Source organism: Malaciobacter sp. (assembly GCF_055140965.1).
This window is the reverse complement of the sequence record NZ_JBSRRO010000015.1, coordinates 1-20,033: the sequence shown is the minus strand read 5'-3', so window position 1 is coordinate 20,033 and position 20,033 is coordinate 1. Positions and strand designations below refer to the sequence as shown.

Annotated in this window: 20 protein-coding genes; all 20 read left to right on the top strand. The window is 30.0% G+C overall.

Going from position 1 to position 20,033, the window contains the following annotated elements:
• Window positions 1–8 precede the first annotated feature (8 nt).
• Window positions 9–2,849 carry a formate dehydrogenase subunit alpha gene (locus ACTCCZ_RS06065; protein ID WP_228145297.1) on the top strand — a complete coding sequence of 947 codons (2,841 nt, stop codon included), beginning with the start codon at window positions 9–11 and terminating at the stop codon, window positions 2,847–2,849.
• A gap of 18 nt (window positions 2,850–2,867) precedes the next feature.
• On the top strand, window positions 2,868–3,461 hold the full coding sequence (gene fdh3B, locus ACTCCZ_RS06060; protein ID WP_196778257.1) for a formate dehydrogenase FDH3 subunit beta: 594 nt from the start codon (window positions 2,868–2,870) through the stop codon (window positions 3,459–3,461).
• Between the two features lie 12 nt (window positions 3,462–3,473).
• Entirely contained in the window at window positions 3,474–4,367 is an 894-nt protein-coding gene (locus ACTCCZ_RS06055; protein WP_079577812.1) for a formate dehydrogenase subunit gamma, read from the top strand.
• A 465-nt stretch (window positions 4,368–4,832) separates the two neighbouring features.
• On the top strand, window positions 4,833–5,597 hold the full coding sequence (locus ACTCCZ_RS06050; protein ID WP_079577813.1) for a TorD/DmsD family molecular chaperone: 765 nt from the start codon (window positions 4,833–4,835) through the stop codon (window positions 5,595–5,597).
• Between the two features lie 84 nt (window positions 5,598–5,681).
• A complete protein-coding gene (locus tag ACTCCZ_RS06045; RefSeq protein ID WP_079577814.1) occupies window positions 5,682–5,885 on the top strand; it encodes a Tat pathway signal protein in 204 nt (67 codons plus the stop codon).
• A 16-nt stretch (window positions 5,886–5,901) separates the two neighbouring features.
• A complete protein-coding gene (locus ACTCCZ_RS06040) occupies window positions 5,902–8,730 on the top strand; it encodes a formate dehydrogenase subunit alpha (RefSeq protein ID WP_228145298.1) in 2,829 nt (942 codons plus the stop codon).
• Window positions 8,731–8,740: 10 nt separating this feature from the next.
• Window positions 8,741–9,346 (top strand): formate dehydrogenase FDH3 subunit beta, encoded by a 606-nt coding sequence (fdh3B, locus tag ACTCCZ_RS06035; RefSeq protein ID WP_079577817.1) that lies wholly within the window; start codon window positions 8,741–8,743, stop codon window positions 9,344–9,346.
• A gap of 8 nt (window positions 9,347–9,354) precedes the next feature.
• On the top strand, window positions 9,355–10,245 hold the full coding sequence (locus ACTCCZ_RS06030; RefSeq protein WP_079577818.1) for a formate dehydrogenase subunit gamma: 891 nt from the start codon (window positions 9,355–9,357) through the stop codon (window positions 10,243–10,245).
• A 103-nt stretch (window positions 10,246–10,348) separates the two neighbouring features.
• Window positions 10,349–11,137: a formate dehydrogenase accessory sulfurtransferase FdhD gene (fdhD, locus tag ACTCCZ_RS06025; RefSeq protein WP_079577819.1), complete on the top strand. Its 789-nt coding sequence runs from the start codon at window positions 10,349–10,351 to the stop codon at window positions 11,135–11,137.
• Window positions 11,130–11,570 carry a ModE family transcriptional regulator gene (locus ACTCCZ_RS06020; protein WP_079577820.1) on the top strand — a complete coding sequence of 147 codons (441 nt, stop codon included), beginning with the start codon at window positions 11,130–11,132 and terminating at the stop codon, window positions 11,568–11,570. Before fdhD ends, ACTCCZ_RS06020 begins: the two co-directional genes overlap by 8 nt.
• A complete protein-coding gene (locus ACTCCZ_RS06015; RefSeq protein WP_079577821.1) occupies window positions 11,542–11,913 on the top strand; it encodes a winged helix-turn-helix domain-containing protein in 372 nt (123 codons plus the stop codon). Before ACTCCZ_RS06020 ends, ACTCCZ_RS06015 begins: the two co-directional genes overlap by 29 nt.
• Window positions 11,913–12,893 carry a cysteine desulfurase gene (locus tag ACTCCZ_RS06010; protein WP_079577822.1) on the top strand — a complete coding sequence of 327 codons (981 nt, stop codon included), beginning with the start codon at window positions 11,913–11,915 and terminating at the stop codon, window positions 12,891–12,893. The genes ACTCCZ_RS06015 and ACTCCZ_RS06010 overlap by 1 nt, the downstream gene beginning before the upstream one ends.
• A complete protein-coding gene (locus tag ACTCCZ_RS06005; protein ID WP_079577823.1) occupies window positions 12,883–14,130 on the top strand; it encodes a molybdopterin molybdotransferase MoeA in 1,248 nt (415 codons plus the stop codon). The genes ACTCCZ_RS06010 and ACTCCZ_RS06005 overlap by 11 nt, the downstream gene beginning before the upstream one ends.
• 30 nt (window positions 14,131–14,160) lie before the next feature.
• Entirely contained in the window at window positions 14,161–14,982 is an 822-nt protein-coding gene (locus ACTCCZ_RS06000; protein ID WP_079577824.1) for an ABC transporter substrate-binding protein, read from the top strand.
• A gap of 27 nt (window positions 14,983–15,009) precedes the next feature.
• Entirely contained in the window at window positions 15,010–15,705 is a 696-nt protein-coding gene (locus tag ACTCCZ_RS05995; protein WP_079577825.1) for an ABC transporter permease, read from the top strand.
• Window positions 15,702–16,706, top strand: coding sequence for an energy-coupling factor ABC transporter ATP-binding protein (locus ACTCCZ_RS05990; protein WP_159445726.1), 1,005 nt, complete (start codon window positions 15,702–15,704; stop codon window positions 16,704–16,706). Before ACTCCZ_RS05995 ends, ACTCCZ_RS05990 begins: the two co-directional genes overlap by 4 nt.
• Window positions 16,707–16,726: 20 nt before the next feature.
• Window positions 16,727–17,686, top strand: a complete 960-nt coding sequence (gene wtpA / locus ACTCCZ_RS05985) for a tungstate ABC transporter substrate-binding protein WtpA (RefSeq protein WP_079577827.1) — start codon at window positions 16,727–16,729, stop codon at window positions 17,684–17,686.
• A complete protein-coding gene (locus tag ACTCCZ_RS05980) occupies window positions 17,686–18,672 on the top strand; it encodes an ABC transporter ATP-binding protein (RefSeq protein WP_079577828.1) in 987 nt (328 codons plus the stop codon). Before wtpA ends, ACTCCZ_RS05980 begins: the two co-directional genes overlap by 1 nt.
• Window positions 18,672–19,442 (top strand): ABC transporter permease, encoded by a 771-nt coding sequence (locus tag ACTCCZ_RS05975; protein WP_079577829.1) that lies wholly within the window; start codon window positions 18,672–18,674, stop codon window positions 19,440–19,442. Before ACTCCZ_RS05980 ends, ACTCCZ_RS05975 begins: the two co-directional genes overlap by 1 nt.
• Before the next feature lie 4 nt (window positions 19,443–19,446).
• The coding region (locus ACTCCZ_RS05970; protein WP_463187193.1) for an alpha/beta fold hydrolase at window positions 19,447–20,033 on the top strand (587 nt) is incomplete at its 3' end.

Sequence of the window (20,033 nt, the reverse complement as noted above, 5' to 3'; positions counted from 1 at the left end):
AAAAGATAATGGGTAAAAATATACTCAATGACTTATCTTTGAAAATGGGAAGAAGAAATTTTCTTAAACTTGCTTCAATCGGTGCAGGAGTAGGGGCAACATCAATGTTTGCTTCTGGTAATACTGTAAGAGAAGCAACTAAAGAAGAGATAAAAAATCCTTTTCCAGGTTCAAAGAAAGTAAAAACAATTTGTAGTATTTGTTCTGCAGGTTGTGGAATTGTAGCAGAAGTTCATAATGGTGTTTGGGTAAGACAAGATGTAGCTCAAGACCATCCAATTAGTGAGGGAAGTCACTGTTGTAAAGGTATTGACCAAATTGATTTAGTTAAAAGTAAACAAAGAGTTAAGCATCCTTTAAAAAAAGTGGCTGGTAAATGGCAAAGAATCTCTTGGGAACAAGCTATAAATGAAATATCTGAAAAGATGTTAAAGTTTAGAAAAGAGAATGGTCCAGATGCAGCAATGTTTTTAGGGTCTGCAAAATTCAATTTGCAACAAGCTTTTTATTTTAGAAAGTTTGCTGCTTTATGGGGTACAAACAATATTGATCACGTAGCTAGAATCTGACATAGTGCAACAGTTGCCGGTGTGGCAAATACATGGGGTTATGGCGCTATGACAAATCATTTTGGTGATGTTGTTGGTAACTCAAAAGCTATTTTAATGATAGGAGCAAATTCAGCTGTAGCAAATCCAATTGGATTTAAGCACTTTCTTCAAGCAAAAGATAGAAACAATGCTAAGCTAATAGTTGTTGATCCAGTATATACAAAATCTGCTGCTAAGGCTGATCATTATTTAAGAATCAGAACGGGTACAGATGTTGCATTTATTTATGGCTTATTACATATTATTTTTAAAAACGCTTGGGAAGATAAAGAGTTTATTGATAGTCGTGTTTATGGAATGGATGAAGTAAGGCAAGAAGCTGAAAAATGGACTCCTGAAGAGACATCTGATGTTACAGGAATTCCTGCTGAACAAATTATTCAGCTTGCTACACTATTAGCAAAAACAAAACCTACAACAGTTGTATGGGCATTAGGTATTACACAACATAGTACAGGGACATCAAATACAAGAATTCTTCCAATACTTCAATTAGTACTTGGAAATATGGGTAAAAAAGGTGGAGGATGTAATATTATTAGAGGACATGATAATGTTCAAGGTTCAACAGATATGTGTTGTCTTGCTGATAGTTTACCTGGATATTATGGATTAAGTGAAGCATCATGGAAATATTATGCAAAAGCATGGGGTATTGATTTTAATTGGTTACAAGGAAGATTTCACTCTCCAAAATGGATGCATGAAAAAGGTTTTTCACTTGCAAAATGGTGGCAAGGAGTATTACAAGAAGAGAAAACATACTCATCAAGTCCTATTAGAGCTTTATGGGTTCAAGGTACTGGTATTACTTCAATGGCACAAACTGCAAAAGTACAAGAGGCTTTAGATAAATTAGATTTATTGGTAATTGCAGAACCATTTGTAAATGAAGCAGCAGTAATTACAAGTAAAAAAGATGATATTTATATTTTACCAGTTGGAACACAATTTGAAACAGAGGGTAGTGTAACTGCAACAAATAGATCTTCTCAATGGAGAAGTAAAGTTGTTGATCCATTATACGAAAGTAAAACTGACCATGAAGTAATGTTTGAGTTTGCTAAGAAATTTGGTTTTTATGATGAGTATGTAAAAGCTATGAAAATGGATATTGTTGATGGTGAAATTAAAGTTGTAAAAGATAATTTTGTATGGCCTGATGATGCAGCAAATGAAATTGCAAGAACAGTCAAAACTATTGGTCTTGGTGGTTGGACAGCAAAAAGATTAAGAGAACACCAAGAAAATTGGCATTTGTTTGATCCAATAACACTAAGAGGTTATGGAAAAATGAAAAACCAATATTATGGATTACCTTGGCCTAGTTGGGATACAAAACATCCTGGAAGTCCAATTCTTTATGATGTTGATACACCTGTAAAACAAGGTGGAATGGGATTTAGAAATAGATTTGGTTTAGAACACGATGGTGTTTCTTTGCTTCCTGATGAAAAAGTAAATGTTAAAGGTTCAAAAGTAAAAGGTGGATATCCTGAAATTACTAAAGATAATATAGAAGAAGTTTTAAAAATCACATTAACAGATGATGAGAGAAGAAAAATTGGTGCAAATTGGAAAGTTGATTTAAGTGGAATTATTCAAGAAAAATGTAATGAAGCTGGTGTTTGTGTATATGGAAATGCAAAAGCTAGAGTTAAAGTTTGGACTTTCCCTGATCCTGTACCAAAACATAGAGAGCCAATTCACTCTCCAAGACATGATTTAGTAATGAAATATCCAACATATGAAGACCAAACAAATAACTTTAGAGTTGATGTAAGATTTAAATCAGAACAACAGCAACAAGATTGGTCAAAAGATTTTCCTACAATGCTTGTAACAATGAGGGTTGTAAATTTAAGTGGTGCTGGTATGTTAGAAAGAACAAGTAAATATCTTTCACATATTACTCCTGAAATGTTTGCACATATAAATCCAGAATTAGCAGCACAACATGGATTAAGAGATGGTGAAATGATGTGGTTACATTCACCTCAAGGTACAAAAATTAAAGTAAAAGCTATTTATAGTCATAGTGTTACTCCTGATAGAATTGCTTTACCATATAACTTTGCGGGAATGATACAAGGTGTTGATATGAGTGCAAATTATCCAGATGGAACAAAGCCATATGTTATTGGTGAGAGTTCTAATACTATTACAAACTATGGATTTGATATTATTACTCAAATTCCTGAGTTTAATGCTGGTCTTTGTAAGATTGAAAGAGCGTAGGAGTAAAGTATGAGTGAAATGTCAAGAATGAAATTTTATTGTGATGAAGATAGATGTATTGAGTGTTTTGCTTGTTCGGTTGCTTGCTCAGAAGCCCATGAGTTACCAACAGGAATTAGTAGAAGAAAAGTAATAACATTAAATGAAGGGAAAGAGAGTTTAGAATACTCTTTATCAATTGCTTGTATGCATTGTACAGATGCACCTTGTGAACAAGTATGCCCAGCTGATTGTTTTTATATTAGAGAAGATGGAATAGTTCTTCATGATAAAGAGACTTGTATTGGATGTGGATATTGCTTATATGCTTGTCCATTTGGAGCTCCACAGTTTCCAAGAGACGGAGCATTTGGAGCAAAAGGTGCAATGGATAAATGTACAATGTGCGCAGGAGGTCCATTGGAAACTAATTCAAGTGAGGAAAGACATATGTATGGACAAAATAGAATAGCAGAAGGAAAAGTTCCTTTATGCGCAGCTGTATGTTCAACAAATGCACTTTTAGTAGGTGACTCACAAAGAGTTTCTCAAGTATATAGAACAAGAGTTCTTTCAAGAGGTCATAATCATACTGCAACTCCAAAAGCATGGAAGTCTGCATATGGTTCATAAGAAAGTATTAATATGAGATTTAAATATATAATTTTAATACTTATAGCTTTAACTTCACTGGCATTTGCCAGTGAAAGTGCAATATTTGGAAAAGATTTAATTCCCAATATATTAGCTTATGATAAAGAGGGATCTTTACATTTAGGTAAATGGTTTACTCTATTACAAAGCACATATTTTAAACCTATATTCTTAGGCGTATTATTAGGAGTACCAGCACTCTTTTTTATACACTATAAAATTATAGGGCCAATGATTTTTTCTCATGATAGAAAAAAGATTTATGTTTTTTCAGTTTTTAATAGAGCAATTCACACAATAGCAGCAATATCATTTATACTACTTATACCAACAGGAGTAGTTATGGTATTTGGTGATTTTTTTGGTGGTGGTGAATTTGTTAGAATAAATAAAGATATACATGCAATTGCAACATTACTTTTTGTTATATCTGTAATACCTATGTTAATAATGTGGTTTAAGGAGATGCTTCCTACAAGTGATGATATAAAATGGCTTATGATTTTAGGAGGATATTTAAACAAAAGAAAAGATCCTATTCCAGCTGGTAAATTTAATGCAGGTCAAAAAATGTGGTTTTATGTATGTACTTTTGGAGGAATAGTAATGATTGCAACAGGTGCAATTATGTTTTTCCAAGACTTTAAAATTGATTTTATTGCATCACTTGGTTTATCTCAAATTGATTTATTAAGATTAAGTGCAATAGTTCATAATGTTTTAGGTTTTGCTGTTTTAGCACTATTTATGACACACCTTTATATGTCTGTTTTTGCAATTAAAGGTGCAATTCATAGTATTATAACTGGTTATAAAGAAGAAGAAGAAATAGAAATTTTACATAGTTCTTTTTATAAAAAGTTAAATAAAGATAAAAAAATCTAAAAAATAGTAAAAATTCTCTCAATCTTTGAGAGAATTTTTCTAAAATTTTGAAACTTTTTGAAATTTTAGAAAAATTGATTTAAATCAATATAAAATGAATGAAAAATTATTTTAATTTATCTCCAATTTCTAAATATGCAAAAATGGCATATTTTTAAAAATATGATACTGCGGGAGTAGTAAAAATCTTTAAATAATAGTAAATAAAAAGTAACCAAAAAATAGTAATGATTTTACTAAAAAAAAAGTGTTTCTTTTTTTTACAATTACTCTTCAATTACCCTTTATAGCTACTGTTTATTCATAATAAACTAAGTTAGATTTAAAGTTTATAGTCATACAATTAGGTAAATAAAAATTTACCAAAACGAAAAAGTGACAATTAAAATTGGTAAAAAATATGACTATAATTGTCCTGTTTTAATAGTCATGAAAATGTTACTTTTTATTTGGCAAGGAAAAAAAATGAAAGAACAAGAAGTTAATAAAGCAAGAGCAGTATATTATAAAATTTTTAGTGGTTTTTTTGTTTATCTTACAGATCAAAGTAGATACTTTGAATTATTAAGTTTACTTGATATTGTAAAAACAAATCCATTAGATAATGCTTCAGGTGAAGCTTTTACTAATATTGCAAATAAACTTCAAAAAGATTCAAATGTGGCTTTATTACAAGAGTATGATGATATCTTTCATAATCCACATACTACACAAGTTAGAACAACTGCATCATTTTATGATGAACAAGTTGAAAGTGGTAGAAAAAGAGTTCAAATGCTTGATTTTTTAGCAAAAACTAAAATAAGAAGAGATGAAAAAAACTATTCTGAATATGAAGATAGCATCGGATTTGTTTTTGCTGTATTATCTGAATTGGCAAATTTAGTAGCTGATGGACAAGAACAATATAAAACAGTTCAACACTGTATATTTGCTGATGTATTAAATGAGTTTGTTGATGAGATTTCAAGAACTATATATGAACATGAAAAAGCAGATATTTTTAAAGATGTTATTGTTGCATTACTATCTTTCATGGAGTTTGAAAGATTGTATTTAGAAGTTTCAAGAGCAAAACCAAAAGAGTTTAAAAAACAAGAAGTTAATAAAGAAGAGACTATTTCTAAAGAAGAGATGGAAAGAAGAGCACGAAATAAAGCTGCAAAAGCAGCTGGAGCAAAAAAACAAGATGATGTTTTTATCACTTATGATGTAGAGAGTGATATTTAATTAATAACTTCTAAGGGACAAAGAAAGAGTAAGTTTTACTTTTTCTTTGTCTCTTAGAGACTGAAAAAACAATAAGGATCAACTATGCAAAACGAAAGAAGACAGTTTGTCAAAAAAAGTGCAATGGTTGTTGGTGCAAGTGTAGCTGTTGGTGCTACTACACTAGCTGCGAGCGGAAAAGGCTATGAAGCTGATTCTAATGGTGTTGTTATAGGGAATTCTAACAAAAAAGAGATTCTTTATAAAAAAACAAAAGCTTGGGAAGATTATTACAAACAAGCAAAATAAATAAAAAGGTGTTAGTATGTCAAATAGTACATATGATGCATTAAAAGCTAAAGTAGGTAGAAGATCATTTATTAAAATGGCTGCTGTTGCTACGGCTTCTAGTGCTGTAAGCGCTTTTGCAAGTAATGATGGTGTTACTAGAAAAGCAACTGCTGAAGAGGTAAAAAATCCTTTTCCAGGTTCAAAAAAAGTAAAAACTATCTGTACTGCATGTTCTGTAGGATGTGGTATTATTGCAGAAGTACACAATGGTGTGTGGGTAAGACAAGAAGTTGCACAAGATCATCCAGTTTCTCTTGGAGGTCATTGTTGTAAAGGTGCTGATATGATTGATATGGTTAGGTCAGAAGTTAGACTTAAGCATCCAATGGTTAAAGAAAAAGGGCAATGGAAAAGACTTTCTTGGGATGAAGCATATGAAAGAATCTCTAAGAAAATGAAAGAATTAAGAGAAAAAGAAAGCCCTGATTCAACAATGTTTTTAGGATCAGCAAAAATGAATACAGAGCAAGCTTACTATTTTAGAAAGTTTGCAGCAATGTATGGAACAAATAATATAGATCATCAAGCTAGAATCTGACATAGTGCAACAGTTGCCGGTGTGGCAAATACATGGGGTTATGGCGCTATGACAAATTCTTTAGGTGATATACAAAATGCTAGATCAATAATTATTTTTGGAGCTAATCCAGCGGTTAATCACCCAGTAGGATTCGCACATTTTCTTAAAGCAAAAGAGAGAAATAATGCACAAATAATTGTAGTAGATCCAGTATATACTAAAACAGCTGCAAAAGCTGATCATTTTTGTCAAATTAGACCAGGTACTGATATTCCATTTATGTATGGAATGTTGAATATAATATTTAAAAACGGTTGGGCAGATGAAAGCTTTATCAATGATAGAGTTTACGGAATGGATTTAATTAAAGAAGAAGCTAAAAAATGGACTCCTGAAAAAGTTGCTGATGTAACTGGTGTTCCTGCTGATAAATTAATTCAAATTACAACTGTTTATGCTAAAAATTCTCCAGGTACATTAATCTGGGCTATGGGTCTAACTCAACACACAATTGGTTCTTCTAATACAAGATTAGCACCAATCGTACAACTTGCTCTTGGTAACATGGGTAAAGCTGGTGGAGGAACAAACATTTTAAGAGGGCACGATAATGTTCAAGGTGCTACTGATATGGGTTGTTTATCTAATTCTCTTCCAGGTTATTATGGTTTAGCAGATGGTTCATGGAAATATTTCGCAAAACAATGGAATGTTGATTATGAATGGCTAAAAGGACAATTTCAATCTCCTGAATGGATGAATAAAAATGGATTTACACTTGCTAGATGGTGGGCTGGTGTACTTGATGGTAAAAATGGAAATGATAAAATCCATAATGGTAAAACAGGTCTAAAAGCTCTTTTTGTTATGGGTAATGGTATTACATCTGTTGCGCAACAAGCAAAAATCAAAGAAGGTTTAGATAACTTAGAGTTATTAGTTTTAGCTGATCCTTTTGTAAATGAAGCAGCTGTATTAACTGATAAACAAGATGATGTTTTCTTATTACCAGCAGCAACTCAGTTTGAAACAGAGGGTAGTGTAACTGCTACAAATAGATCTGCTCAATGGAGAAGAAAAGTTGTTGAGCCACTATATGAGTCAAAACCTGACCAAGAAATTCTATTTGAATTATCTAAAAGATTAGGTTTTTATGATCAATATACTGCATCTATGAAAGATAGTAGTGGTAAATTTACATGGCCTGAAGATGCAACAAGAGAGATTGCAAGAATTATTAAAACTATTGGTTTAACAGGATGGACTCCTGAAAGACTTAAAAAACATACTGATAATTGGCATATGTTTGACCAAGTATCACTTAGAGGTTATGGAGAGATGAAAGGCGAGTATTATGGTTTACCATGGCCTTGTTGGACAGAAAATCATAGCGGAAGCCCAGTACTTTATAACACAAATTTAAGTGTAAAAGATGGAGGTATGGGATTTAGAAATAGATTTGGCCTTGAACATGATGGAGTTTCTCAATTAGCTGCTAAAGGTAGTGCACCAAAAGGCTCTAAAATTGATGGAGGATATCCAGAAATTACAAGAGATAATATTGAAGAAGTTCTAAAAATCAAATTGACAGAAGAAGAGAAGAAAAAAATTGGTAAAAACTGGAAAGTTGATAGATCTAATATTATTGCGCAAAAATGTATGGAAGCTGGAATTGCACCATATGGAAATGCAAAAGCAAGAGCTAGAGTATGGACATTCCCTGATGAAATTCCAATGCACAGAGAGCCATTACACTCTCCAAGACAAGATTTAACTAAAAAATATCCTGCTTATGTAGATAAGGATAATCACTTTAGAGTTGATACAAAGTATATCTCTAAACAAACAGAACAAGATTGGTCAAAAGACTTCCCTATTAACTTAGTTACAGGAAGACTTGTAAATATGAACGGTGCTGGTATGGAAAATAGAGCATCTAAATATCTTGCAGCACTAAGTCCTGAAATGTTCTGTAGTATTAATCCAGATTTAGCAGGTCAGTTAGGTGTAAGAGATGGTGGTATGATCTGGATTCACTCTCCTGAGGGAACGAAAATTAAAGTAAAAGCTAAATATTCATATTCTGTTAGCCCAGATAGAGTATTTTTACCTTTCCACTTTGCAGGACACTTCCAAGGGGAAGATATTAGTCATAAGTATCCAAAAGGAACAAAACCTTATGCTATTGGTGAAAGTGCGAATACTGTTACTAACTATGGTTATGACATTATTACACAAATTCCAGAGACAAAAGGCGGATTATGCCGAATAGAAAGAGCGTAGGAGTTTAGGTATGAGTGAAATGTCAAGATTAAAATTCTATTGTGATGAAGGTAGATGTATTGAATGTGATGGATGTTCAATTGCGTGTGCTGAAGCTCATGAATTACCAGCTGGTATTAATAGAAGAAAAGTAATAACATTAAATGAAGGAAAAGAGGGATTAGAGTACTCTTTATCAATAGCTTGTATGCATTGTAATGATGCACCTTGTGAGCAAGTATGCCCAGTTGATTGTTTTTATATCAGAGAAGATGGAATAGTACTTCATGATAAAGAGACTTGTATAGGTTGTGCTTATTGTTTATATGCTTGCCCATTTGGAGCTCCACAATTTCCAAGAGAAGGTGCCTTTGGAGCAAAAGGTGCTATGGATAAATGTACAATGTGTGCTGGTGGACCACTAGAAACAAATAGTGAGAAAGAGAGACATATCTATGGACAAAATAGAATCTCAGAAGGAAGAGTACCTGTATGTGCGGCTATGTGTTCAACAAAAGCATTATTAGTAGGAGATGCACAAGAAGTAAGCGCAATATATAGAGAAAGAGTTCTAGCAAGAGGTCATGGGGTACAAACATCACCAATGACTTGGAGTAGAGCATACGGAGCAAAATAAGGCTTATGATGAAACGAAAAATGATAATCATCTTTTTAGCTTTAACTACAGCAGCATTTGCTGCTGATAGTGCTATTTATGGTGAAGAGTTAATAACAAATATATTAGGTTATGGAAAAGAGGGTTCATTACATTTAGGTCAATGGTTCACAGTACTTCAAGGGAAATATTTTTCAATAGGATTCTTAGTTGTAGCTCTTGGGATACCAGCAGTGTTTTTAATACATTATTTAATTATTGGACCAAAAGTATTTTCACATGATAGAAAAAAGATACCAGTATTTACAATATTTCATAGGGTAATCCACTGGATTGCAGGAGTATCGTTTTTAGTGCTAGTACCAACAGGTTTTATCATGGTGTTTGGTACAACATTTGGAGGAGGAGAGTTTGTAAGAATATGTAAAGACTTACATGCTTTATCAACAGTACTGTTTTGTATAGCAGTAGTTCCAATGTTAATAATGTGGTTTAAAGAGATGCTACCAACAATGGATGATGTAAAATGGATGATGATACTTGGTGGATACTTAAGTAAAGTAAAAAGACCAATACCAGCAGGTAAATTCAATGCCGGACAAAAGATGTGGTTTTGGGTATGTACATTTGGAGGGATTTTAATGATTCTAACAGGTGCAGTAATGTTTTTCCAAGACTTTGAATTAGCAATAATAAAATCAATGGGATTAACACAAATTGATTTTCTAAGATTAAGTGCAATAGTACATAATATATTAGGTATGGCAGTAGCAGCATTATTTTTCACACATATTTATATGTCAATGTTTGCAATTAAAGGTGCTATACATAGTATGATTACAGGGGATAAAGAAGAAGAAGAGATTGAAATTCTTCACAGCACTTATTATAAAGAGTTAAAAAAACAAAATAAAGTTTAGATTAAAAAATAAAATATAAATTAAAAAACTGGGGAGATTTAAGTTCTTCCCAGTTTTTTTTTATTATAATGTTCTTTTTAAACATATTAGTAAAAGTGAAATAATGGATAATCAAAAATATTTAAAAAAAGTAATAATAGATAAAGTATCAGGAAATGAAGCCGTTGAGTTTGATGATGTAACAATTGAAGAATCAAGATTAAATCTATATTTAAATGGAGAAAAGGCTATCTCTATGATGTGTATTCCAATAGATCAAGATGCACATGCAATTGGTTTTTTAATGAGTGAAAATGTTATATCAAATATTGATGATGTAGAAGAGTTAACTTTAAGTGAAGATGGATTAAGAGTTGATATTAAAGCAAAAATAAATGAAGGTTCATTAGAAAATTTATATACAGAAAAAACTCTTGTAAGTGGTTGTGGTGGAGGAGTTACTGGAAATGTTGAAGGTAATGTTGAAATACCTTTTAATCAAGTATCTTTCCAAGTTAAACCTGAAACAATATCAACAGAAGTAAAGAAGTTTTATGAAGAGAGCGAACTTTATAAGTTAACAGGATGTGTACATAAAGCTATGATTTATTTACTTGATGGAACAACAGTGACTTCTGAAGATATAGGAAGACACAATGCAATTGATAAAGTTGTAGGAAAGTGTAAACTTAAAGGTTTAGACACAACTAAATCAGTTTTATTTGTAAGTGGAAGATTATCATCTGAAATGGTTACAAAAGCGGTTATGCATAAAGTTCCTATTATAGTTTCAAGAACAGCACCCACATATCTTGGAGTACAAACTGCACATAAACATGGAGTTACATTAATAGGTTTTGCAAGAGGCAAAAGAATGAATTTATATACACATCAAGGAAGAATTGATGTCTAGTATTGATGACAATATTGACATAAAACTTGATAATATACAAAAAGAGTTAATCTTAACAAATTTAGACGAAGATGGTAAACTATCATGTCTAAAAGCTTTTAAGGTTGCAAGATTAATTGGTAAAAAGCCAAAAGAGATGTCTGCAATTACAAAAAGTTTAGGAATAAAGATCACAAATTGTGAATTGGGTGTTTTTGGAAAATTAAAATTTCATGATCCTTATATAGAAGTTTATAATAGATTAAAGCAAAACTATATGGGACATAAAGAACTTGGATGCAAAGTTTTATGGGAAGAAGCTCAAAAATCTACTTTAAGAACTGTTGGTTCAACAGTAAAAAACTCTGATATTGAAGTGACACATTGTCAATTAGGGTGTTTTAGAGAAAAAAAAGGTAAGAAAAATGAAAGTAAAAATAAAAGTTTGGATTGAAGACGATGAAGAAAATCTAATTTTTGGAAGTGGAAAAACAGAAGTTTTAGAAAATATAGATACTACTGGCTCTATTGCAGAAGCAGCAAAGAAAGTAGGAATGAACTATAAAAAAGCTTGGACTCATATTAAGATTTTAGAAAAACATATTGAAGAAGATTTAGTTTTAAGATTTAAAGGAAGAGGAGAAAATAGTGGCACAACACTTACTCCAAAAGCTAGAGAAGTTATTCAAACTTATAAAGTTTTAGAAGATGATATAAAAAGATATTCAGAACAAAGATTTCAAGAACTGTTCCATAAAAATGGGAAAGAGATATTAAGTCCAAAGGAGGATAAATAGTGTATAAGTTAAATTTTTTATTGTACCCAAATGTGCAAAATTACCATATTACAAAAGATGATTCACTTAATGTTTTAAGTGATAATGACACCTTTAATAGTTTTAAAAAAGAGTTTACTACAAAATATAATTTTAATGAATTAAAAACAATTGATTTTTCAAAAGCAGGGGTTTTAGGTCTATTTTTAGATTTAAAAGGAAAAATTGCTGTAAGTAAAGGAGAATCAGAAGCTATTATTCAAGCAGCACAAGAGTATGAAAAGTTAGGTTTTGAAATAACTTGGCTTGAATTAAAAAAAGATGGAAGTGTTGATTTAAGTTTTTTAGAAAAAAGTAAGTTTGATTATATATTTATCTCTTCTTATGTGATGGATACTTTTGTAAAAACACAGCTAAAAGATATAAAAAAGTTAAGTAATGCAAAAATTATTTCAAATTGTAGTGCTAATTTTGATAAAGATTGTGATATTGCGATTTTTGATTCTTATAAAATATGTGGATATACAAGTAATGCAATAGTTTTATACAATGATGAGTTTGAAGAACAAAACATTGCAAATATAGACTCAATTGCAGTGAAACTGACTTTTGAAGCTTTAAAAGAGCAAAAATTTAACACAAGTAATAAAGAGATTTTTATAAAAGAGTTACAAGATATTTTTAAAGATGATTTATACTTTTTTGTAGATTATAAAACAACTTTAGATTACTCTTTGCACTTTGGATTAAAAGGAATTAAAGCAAGAGAACTTATAAGAACACTATCTTTATCAAATGTACTTATTACAAATGGAGAGGGTTGCTCTTTAGGATTATCTAAGCCCTCAAGAATTATTCAAAGTATGGGATATGATGAATTAACTAGTAGAAATGCAATCTCTTTAACTTTTAATGAAGAGTATACAAAAGAAGATATTCAAAAAATATCAAAACTTTTTTATAAAAAATATAGACAAATAAAGGTTTTAAATGAGCAATAAATTAACATATTTAGATTTTGATGAGGCTGTAAAAAGAAGTTTGGAACTTGTAAATGCCACAACATTAACACAAATGGTTCCTTTGTTGGACTCTTTAGGAAAAGTTCTTGCACAAGATATAGTATGTGAAAAAAATCTTCCATCTTTTAATAATTCAGCTATGGATGGCTTTGCTTTTAAATATGAAGATGCTGGAAAAACATTAAATGTCAAAAGAGTAATTTATGCAGGAGATAAAAATGAAAAAGTTCAAGCAGATTTAAATGAGGGTGAATGCTATAAGATTATGACAGGAGCTCAAGTTCCAAGTGATGCTGATACAATTGTTCCAATTGAAAATTGTATTGATGTAACAAAAAGTAGTGTAACTTTACCTATTGATATTAAAAAAGGAAGTAATTTAAGATTAAAAGGTGAAGAGCAGACAAAAGGAAATATTTTATTTAAAAAAGGTGAAATAATTGATTCATCTCATATTACACTTTTGGCTTCTCAAGGTATTGTAATGCTTGAAGTTTTTAAAGATATTTCAATTGCTGTTTTATCAACAGGTGATGAGTTAAAAGAACCATGGCAAACTTCTAGTGAAGATGAGATATATAATTGTAACTCGTATGCTTTACTTGCACTATTAAAAGAGAAAGGCTTCAATGCTTCATACAGTGGAGTTATCCCTGATAATTTAGAAAGTTCAAAGAAGTTTATTTCAAATTTAAAAAATTATGATGTGCTTATAACAACAGGAGGTATTTCTATGGGAGATGCTGATTTTGTTGCACAAGCATTTTTAGAAAATGGTTTAGAAACTGCATTTCATGGAGTAAATGTAAAGCCTGGAAGACCTATAATGATGGGGAAAATGGGTAAAACTACTGTTATGTCACTTCCTGGGAATCCATTAACTGCGATGGTAAATATGCATCTTTTTGCTATTCCTGTATTAAAAAAACTTCAAGGAAGTAACTGTTTTTATCATGATGTGATAAAAGCAACAAATAAAAAAGATTTTAAAACAAAACAAGGAAGAGTAAATGTTGTACTTGGATCTTGCGAAAATGGAGGTTTTAAGGTAACAAGAGATAATAAATATGGTTCAGGGATGATTACAGCTTTATATGAAAGCAATGCATTATTGGTAACAAATAAAGATACACAAAGTATAAATTGTAATCAAGAGGTTGGTGTTATTAAATTTAATAACAAACTATTAAATAAACAAATAGATATTTTTAATTAAACAATTTAATTTTTATAAAAAGGGAAAACAATGAAATTCAATAAATTAACAATGCTTTTAGCATCAGTTTCAATGGTAGTATCAACAAACTTAATGGCAAAAGATTTAATGATGGCTACAACTACTAGTACAGATAATACTGGATTATTAGACTATTTAGCGCCAAAGTTTCAAAAAGATACTGGTACTACTTTAAAATGGGTTGCAACAGGAACTGGTAAAGCTTTAAAAATGGGACAAAATTGTGATGTCGATATTCTTTTTGTGCATGCTCCAGCAAGTGAGAAAAAGTTTGTAGAAAGTGGATATGGAGTAAATAGAAAACAAGTTATGTATAATGACTTTGTTATTATTGGACCAAAAAATGATCCTGCAAAAGTTAATGGTATGATTGCAAGTAAAGCTTTAGCAAAAATCAAAGAAGCAAATGCAAACTTTTTTAGTAGAGGTGATAACTCTGGAACTAATAAAAAAGAGATTAGTTTATGGAAAAAAGCTTTATCAAAAGCTCCTGAAAAAGCATCATGGTATGTTCAAACAGGTCAAGGAATGTTAAGAACTATTAATATGGCATCTGAAAAAGATGGATATACAATGACAGATAGAGGAACTTGGATTAAGTATCAATCACAAAAAGGTGATAATAATAGTATGAAAATTGTTGTTGAGGGTGATAAATCACTATTTAATCAATATAGTGTAATTACAATTAATAAACAAAAATGCAAAAATGTAAAACCAGAATTAGCAAAACAGTTTACAAATTGGATTGTAAAAGATGAGATTCAAAAATTTATTGCAGATTTTAGATTATTAGGTAAATCATTATTTATTCCTAATGCAGATAAATAAAGAGTTTTTATAAGGTAATAATATTAGATGAATCTTTTTACTGATGGCTTTAATGAAGCTATACAATTGCTTGTATCAGGAAATGATAGTGTATATTCAGCAATTGCTGTAACAATTACAGTATCTTCTTGGTCTTTATTAATTAGCTTAATTATAGGTCTTCCTTTAGGTTTTTTGCTAGGGTATTATAACTTCCCTGGCAAAACCGTTGTAAGAACTATTGTGGATACGCTTTTAGCACTTCCAACTGTAGTTATAGGTTTAATAGCTTATACAATGCTTTCACGAAGTGGTGTATTTGGTGAGTTTGGTTTGTTATTTACTCAAAAAGCAATTATTATAGGACAAATTGTTTTGGGTCTTCCTATTATTATTGCATTAACTGCAACTCAAGTAGAAGCTGTAGATAAAAGACTTTATTTATCTTTAAAAGGATTAGGTGCTAACTCAAGGCAGATTTTATTATCAACACTTCTTGAAGCTAGATTTGGACTTATGACAGCTGCAATGACAGCTTATGGAAGAATTGTCACAGAAATTGGTATTTCTATGATGGTTGGTGGAAATATTAAATATCATACAAGAACAGTTACAACTGCAATTGCACTTGAGACAGGAAAAGGTGAATTTATTACAGGTATTGCACTTGGATTAGTTCTTTTTTGTGTTGCTTTGATGGTTAATATTGTTTTATCTATGTTAAAAAGGAAATGGACACAGTGAAGTCTTTATATGAATTAAAAAATGTAGAACACTATCACAATGAAAAACGAGTTTTAAACATAGATAAATTGATATTAGAACAGAGTAAAATAACAGGTGTTTTTGGACCAAATGGAAGTGGAAAATCTACACTATTTTCTATATTATCTTTTGTATCAAAACCTACTTTTGGGACAGTTTTATTCAATGGAGTTGATAGTAAAAAGCTTGAGCATAAGGTAAAACAAGATATTGTAATTCTTCCTCAAAATCCTTATTTATTAAAAAGAAGTGTTTTTGATAATGTTATATATGGTTTAAGCTTAAGAAATGATACAAAAAATCTAAACCAAAGAGTTACACAAGCACTTAATCAAGTAGGATTAGAAGACTCTTTTAAAAATAGAAAATGGAGTCAACTCTCAGGTGGAGAAGCTCAAAGGGTTGCATTAGCTGCAAGATTGATATTAAAACCAAAGGTTTTAATCTTAGATGAACCAACCTCAGGAGTAGATACAAATTCAGCACAATTAATAAAAGAAGCTATATTTTTAGCAAAACAAAAGTGGGATACTACTTTATTTATTTCTAGTCATGATCATAATTGGCTAAATCATACTTGTGATAAAAAGATTGCACTTTTTCAAGGAGAATTAGTTCAAAGTGGAAGTATAAATTTGCTTTTTGCACCTTGGAAAAAAGATTCTAATGGAAACTTAACAAAAGAGTTTTTTTGTGGTCAAAAGTTGGTATTTGAAAATAGTATTTCCAAAAAAAGGGACTCAATTGTAATGATAAGCTCAGATGATATTTATTTAAATAAAAAAAGTTCTAATAGCATAAAAGCTGTAATAACTTCAATATATAAAGAAAATTGTGATAATCAAATGTTAGTTGAGTTTGTTATTGGAGGTATTACTTTAAATTCAAAACTTTCAAAAAATATTATAGAAGAAAAAAGCCTACTTCCAGGAAGTGAAGTAGATGTAACAATAGATACAAGCAAAGCTTGTTGGATTTAAATTTATTATAGGAAAAAAATATGAAGAAAATTTTATTATCAGCAGTATTAGCTACTGCTATGGCAGCAACATCAGCAATGGCAAAAGAGAAAATTATTGTATTTCATGCAGGAAGTTTATCAGTACCATTTTCACAAATTGAAAAAGCGTTTGAAACAAAATATCCACAATATGATGTTCAAAGAGAAGCTAGTGGAAGTAGAGCAGCAGCTAGAAAAATATCAGAGATTAAAAAAGCAGCAGATGTTATGGCAAGTGCAGATTTTAAAGTAATTGATAATTTATTAATTCCAAATAATGCTAAATTTAATGCACAATTTGCAACAAATGAGATGGCAATTGCATATACTGCTAATTCTAAATATGCAGATGAAATTAATTCAAAAAATTGGCCAGAGATTTTTTTAAGAGATGGTGTAAAAGTAGGTCATTCTAATCCAAATATGGATCCTTGTGGATACAGAAGTATAATAGTTACAAAATTAGCAGAAGATTTTTATAAAATTCCAGATTTTTATAACAAATTATTAGGATATGGAGAGTCTTATAAAGTTGGTGAAGAGAATAAGAAAAAAGTTATTGTAAGACCAAAAGAGACTGATTTATTAGGGCTTATTGAGGCAAATGCATATGATTATTTATATATTTATAAATCAGTTGCCAAACAACATGGCTTAAAATATATTACTTTACCTAAAGAAGTTTCTTTAAAAGATAATGAAAATGCAGATTTTTATAAAACTGCTTCAATTAAAATTGATGGTAAAAAACCAGGTACATTTATAACAAAAACTGGTGCTTCAATGATATATGGAATAACAATTGCAGAAAATGAAAAATCACCTGCAAATAAAGAAGGTGCTATTAAATTTGTAAATTTTGTTTTATCACAAAAAGGACAAGATATTATGAAAAAAAATGGTCAAGGAGTTATTAGTCCAGCAAAAATAACTGGTGATGCTTCTATTTTAGGGAAATAATGAGTTATTTAAAACTAGAGAATTTATCAAGCACAATAGATAGTTTTGTGCTTGATAATGTAAATTTAGAGATTGAAAAAAATGAGTATTTTGTACTTTTAGGGCAAAGTGGAAGTGGAAAAACAAGACTTTTAGAAACAATTGCTGGTTTAAATAACAGTACTGGAAAAATAATATATAAAAATAGTGATATTTCACAACTTCATCCAGAACATAGAGATATAGGTTTTGTATATCAAGAGTTTGCACTATTTCCTAATTTAAATGTGGAACAAAATATTAAATTTGCATCAAAATATAAAAAAATAGACAATGCAAATGAGTTATTTGATGATTTAGTAGATTTTTTAAAACTTGGAAAACTTTTAAAAAGAGAGATTGAGAATTTAAGTGGAGGAGAAAAACAAAGAGTCGCAATAGCAAGAGCTTTGTTTTCAAGACCAAAAATTTTACTTTTAGATGAACCTTTAAGTGCAATTGATCCAACTTTTAGAAACTCTATTATGAAAAGTTTAAAAGATATTCATAAAAGATATGATTTAACTACTATTCATGTAACTCATAATTTTAGGGAAGCCTCTTATTTAGCAAATAAAATTGCTATTATCATGAATGGTAAAATACAACAAGTGGGAAATAGTGAGACAGTATTGAATCATCCTGCAAATATAGATGTTGCAACTTTTTTAGGTTTTAAAAATATTTTTCCATCTTCTTTACTAGGTTTTACTTCATCTTCAAAGTTTTTTTCTGTTGATCCAAATGTTATACATGTATCAAATAAAAAAAGACCAGAGTGTGATTATACTTTTGAAGCAATATTAGAAGATTGTATGGGAGTTGTTGATCATTATAAACTTTTTGTAAATGTAAAGAATCATCAATTTTTTATAAAAATACTTAAAAGAGAGTATGAGGGTTGTTATGCAAATGGTGGCAATAAAGTATTTATTGGCTTTGATAAAAAAGATATAGGATTTATTTAATGCAAAAAAAATCGTTTACAATTTTACTTATTACCCTTGCATGTATAATAGTTTTCTTTTTAAGTATTCCTATTTTAAAGATGTTTGTTGGTGTTGGAAGTGATAAACTAATTGAAACAATAAAAGATGGAGAGGTTTTAGCTTCTATTTGGCTTACTATGAAAGTATCAGCTTGGGCTATGATGTTTGTTTTAATAACAGGATTACCACTTGCATATATTATTGCAAGATATAATTTTCCTGGAAGAAGTTTAATAGAATCAATTATTGATATACCTGTTATGATTCCTCACACTGCTGCTGGTATTGCTCTTTTAACAACTTTTGGAGATACTTTTTTAGGAGATTTTTTTAAGTTTTTTGGAATAGAGTTTGTTGGAACTGAGTATGGAATTATGATTGCAATGATGTTTTTATCAGCTCCTTTTTTAATAAATAGTGCAAAAGATGGTTTTAGAAAAGTTGATGTAAAGCTTGAAAAAGTAGCTAGAACTTTAGGTGCTAGTCCTTTATCTGTATTTTTTAGAATTACTATTCCAAATGCTAAAAAAGATATTATAAATGGTGCATTGATGATGTGGAGTAGAGGGCTTGGAGAGTTTGGTGCAGTTGTTATTTTAGTTTATCATCCTATGACAACACCTGTTTTAATTTTTGATAGATTTAATAGTTATGGTTTGAGTTTTTCTGCACCTGTTGCTGCTGTTATTATAGGTTTTTCAGTTTTAGTTTTTTTAGTAGTAAGATTTGCAACTTCTAGATTAAAGTAGTATTTTGAAAAAAACAAAAATATATTTATTGCCTGGATTGATGTGTGATGAAAGAGTCTTTAAAGATATATATTTTTATTTAGAAAATGAATATGAATTAATATATGTGGATATTCCTTTAGAAGATAGTTTTGATAAAATGATTGAAAAATTAAACTTTAAAGAAGAAAAAGTAAATCTTTTAGGGTTTTCTATGGGAGGTTATTTAGCTACTTATTTTGCATTGAAATATCCTAAAAAAGTAGATAATTTACTTATTCTTTCAGCTTCATGTTGTTCTTTATCAAAAAATGAAGTGGCTCTTAGAAAAAAAGCAATCTCTTTTGTAAAAGAGTTTGGTTTTAAACCTTTAAGTAGAAAAAAAATATCAAGTTTACTTGAAAATAAAGATGATTTAAAGTTAATAACTCTAATTTCAAGTATGTATGAAAAAATGGGTGAAAACTATTTTTTAACTCATATGAATGCAAGTTTAAAAAGAAAAGATTTAACTGAAGAAATAATTTGTTCTAATTTAAATTTTAACTTTTGTTATAGTAATAAAGATAGTTTAATAAATCAAAAATGGTTTGAAAACTTAAAAAATAAAAG

Excerpts from the sequence above, each read along its gene's own strand:
- fdh3B (WP_079577817.1), top strand. The coding sequence starts at position 8,741 with ATGAGTGAAATGTCAAGATTAAAATTCTATTGTGATGAAGGTAGATGT.
- ACTCCZ_RS06055 (WP_079577812.1), top strand. The coding sequence starts at position 3,474 with ATGAGATTTAAATATATAATTTTAATACTTATAGCTTTAACTTCACTG.
- wtpA (WP_079577827.1), top strand. The coding sequence starts at position 16,727 with ATGAAGAAAATTTTATTATCAGCAGTATTAGCTACTGCTATGGCAGCA.
- ACTCCZ_RS05975 (WP_079577829.1), top strand. The coding sequence starts at position 18,672 with ATGCAAAAAAAATCGTTTACAATTTTACTTATTACCCTTGCATGTATA.
- ACTCCZ_RS06050 (WP_079577813.1), top strand. The coding sequence starts at position 4,833 with ATGAAAGAACAAGAAGTTAATAAAGCAAGAGCAGTATATTATAAAATT.
- fdh3B (WP_196778257.1), top strand. The coding sequence starts at position 2,868 with ATGTCAAGAATGAAATTTTATTGTGATGAAGATAGATGTATTGAGTGT.
- ACTCCZ_RS05995 (WP_079577825.1), top strand. The coding sequence starts at position 15,010 with ATGAATCTTTTTACTGATGGCTTTAATGAAGCTATACAATTGCTTGTA.
- fdhD (WP_079577819.1), top strand. The coding sequence starts at position 10,349 with ATGGATAATCAAAAATATTTAAAAAAAGTAATAATAGATAAAGTATCA.
- ACTCCZ_RS06030 (WP_079577818.1), top strand. The coding sequence starts at position 9,355 with ATGAAACGAAAAATGATAATCATCTTTTTAGCTTTAACTACAGCAGCA.
- ACTCCZ_RS06045 (WP_079577814.1), top strand. The coding sequence starts at position 5,682 with ATGCAAAACGAAAGAAGACAGTTTGTCAAAAAAAGTGCAATGGTTGTT.
- ACTCCZ_RS06005 (WP_079577823.1), top strand. The coding sequence starts at position 12,883 with ATGAGCAATAAATTAACATATTTAGATTTTGATGAGGCTGTAAAAAGA.
- ACTCCZ_RS05980 (WP_079577828.1), top strand. The coding sequence starts at position 17,686 with ATGAGTTATTTAAAACTAGAGAATTTATCAAGCACAATAGATAGTTTT.
- ACTCCZ_RS06015 (WP_079577821.1), top strand. The coding sequence starts at position 11,542 with ATGAAAGTAAAAATAAAAGTTTGGATTGAAGACGATGAAGAAAATCTA.
- ACTCCZ_RS06000 (WP_079577824.1), top strand. The coding sequence starts at position 14,161 with ATGAAATTCAATAAATTAACAATGCTTTTAGCATCAGTTTCAATGGTA.
- ACTCCZ_RS06020 (WP_079577820.1), top strand. The coding sequence starts at position 11,130 with ATGTCTAGTATTGATGACAATATTGACATAAAACTTGATAATATACAA.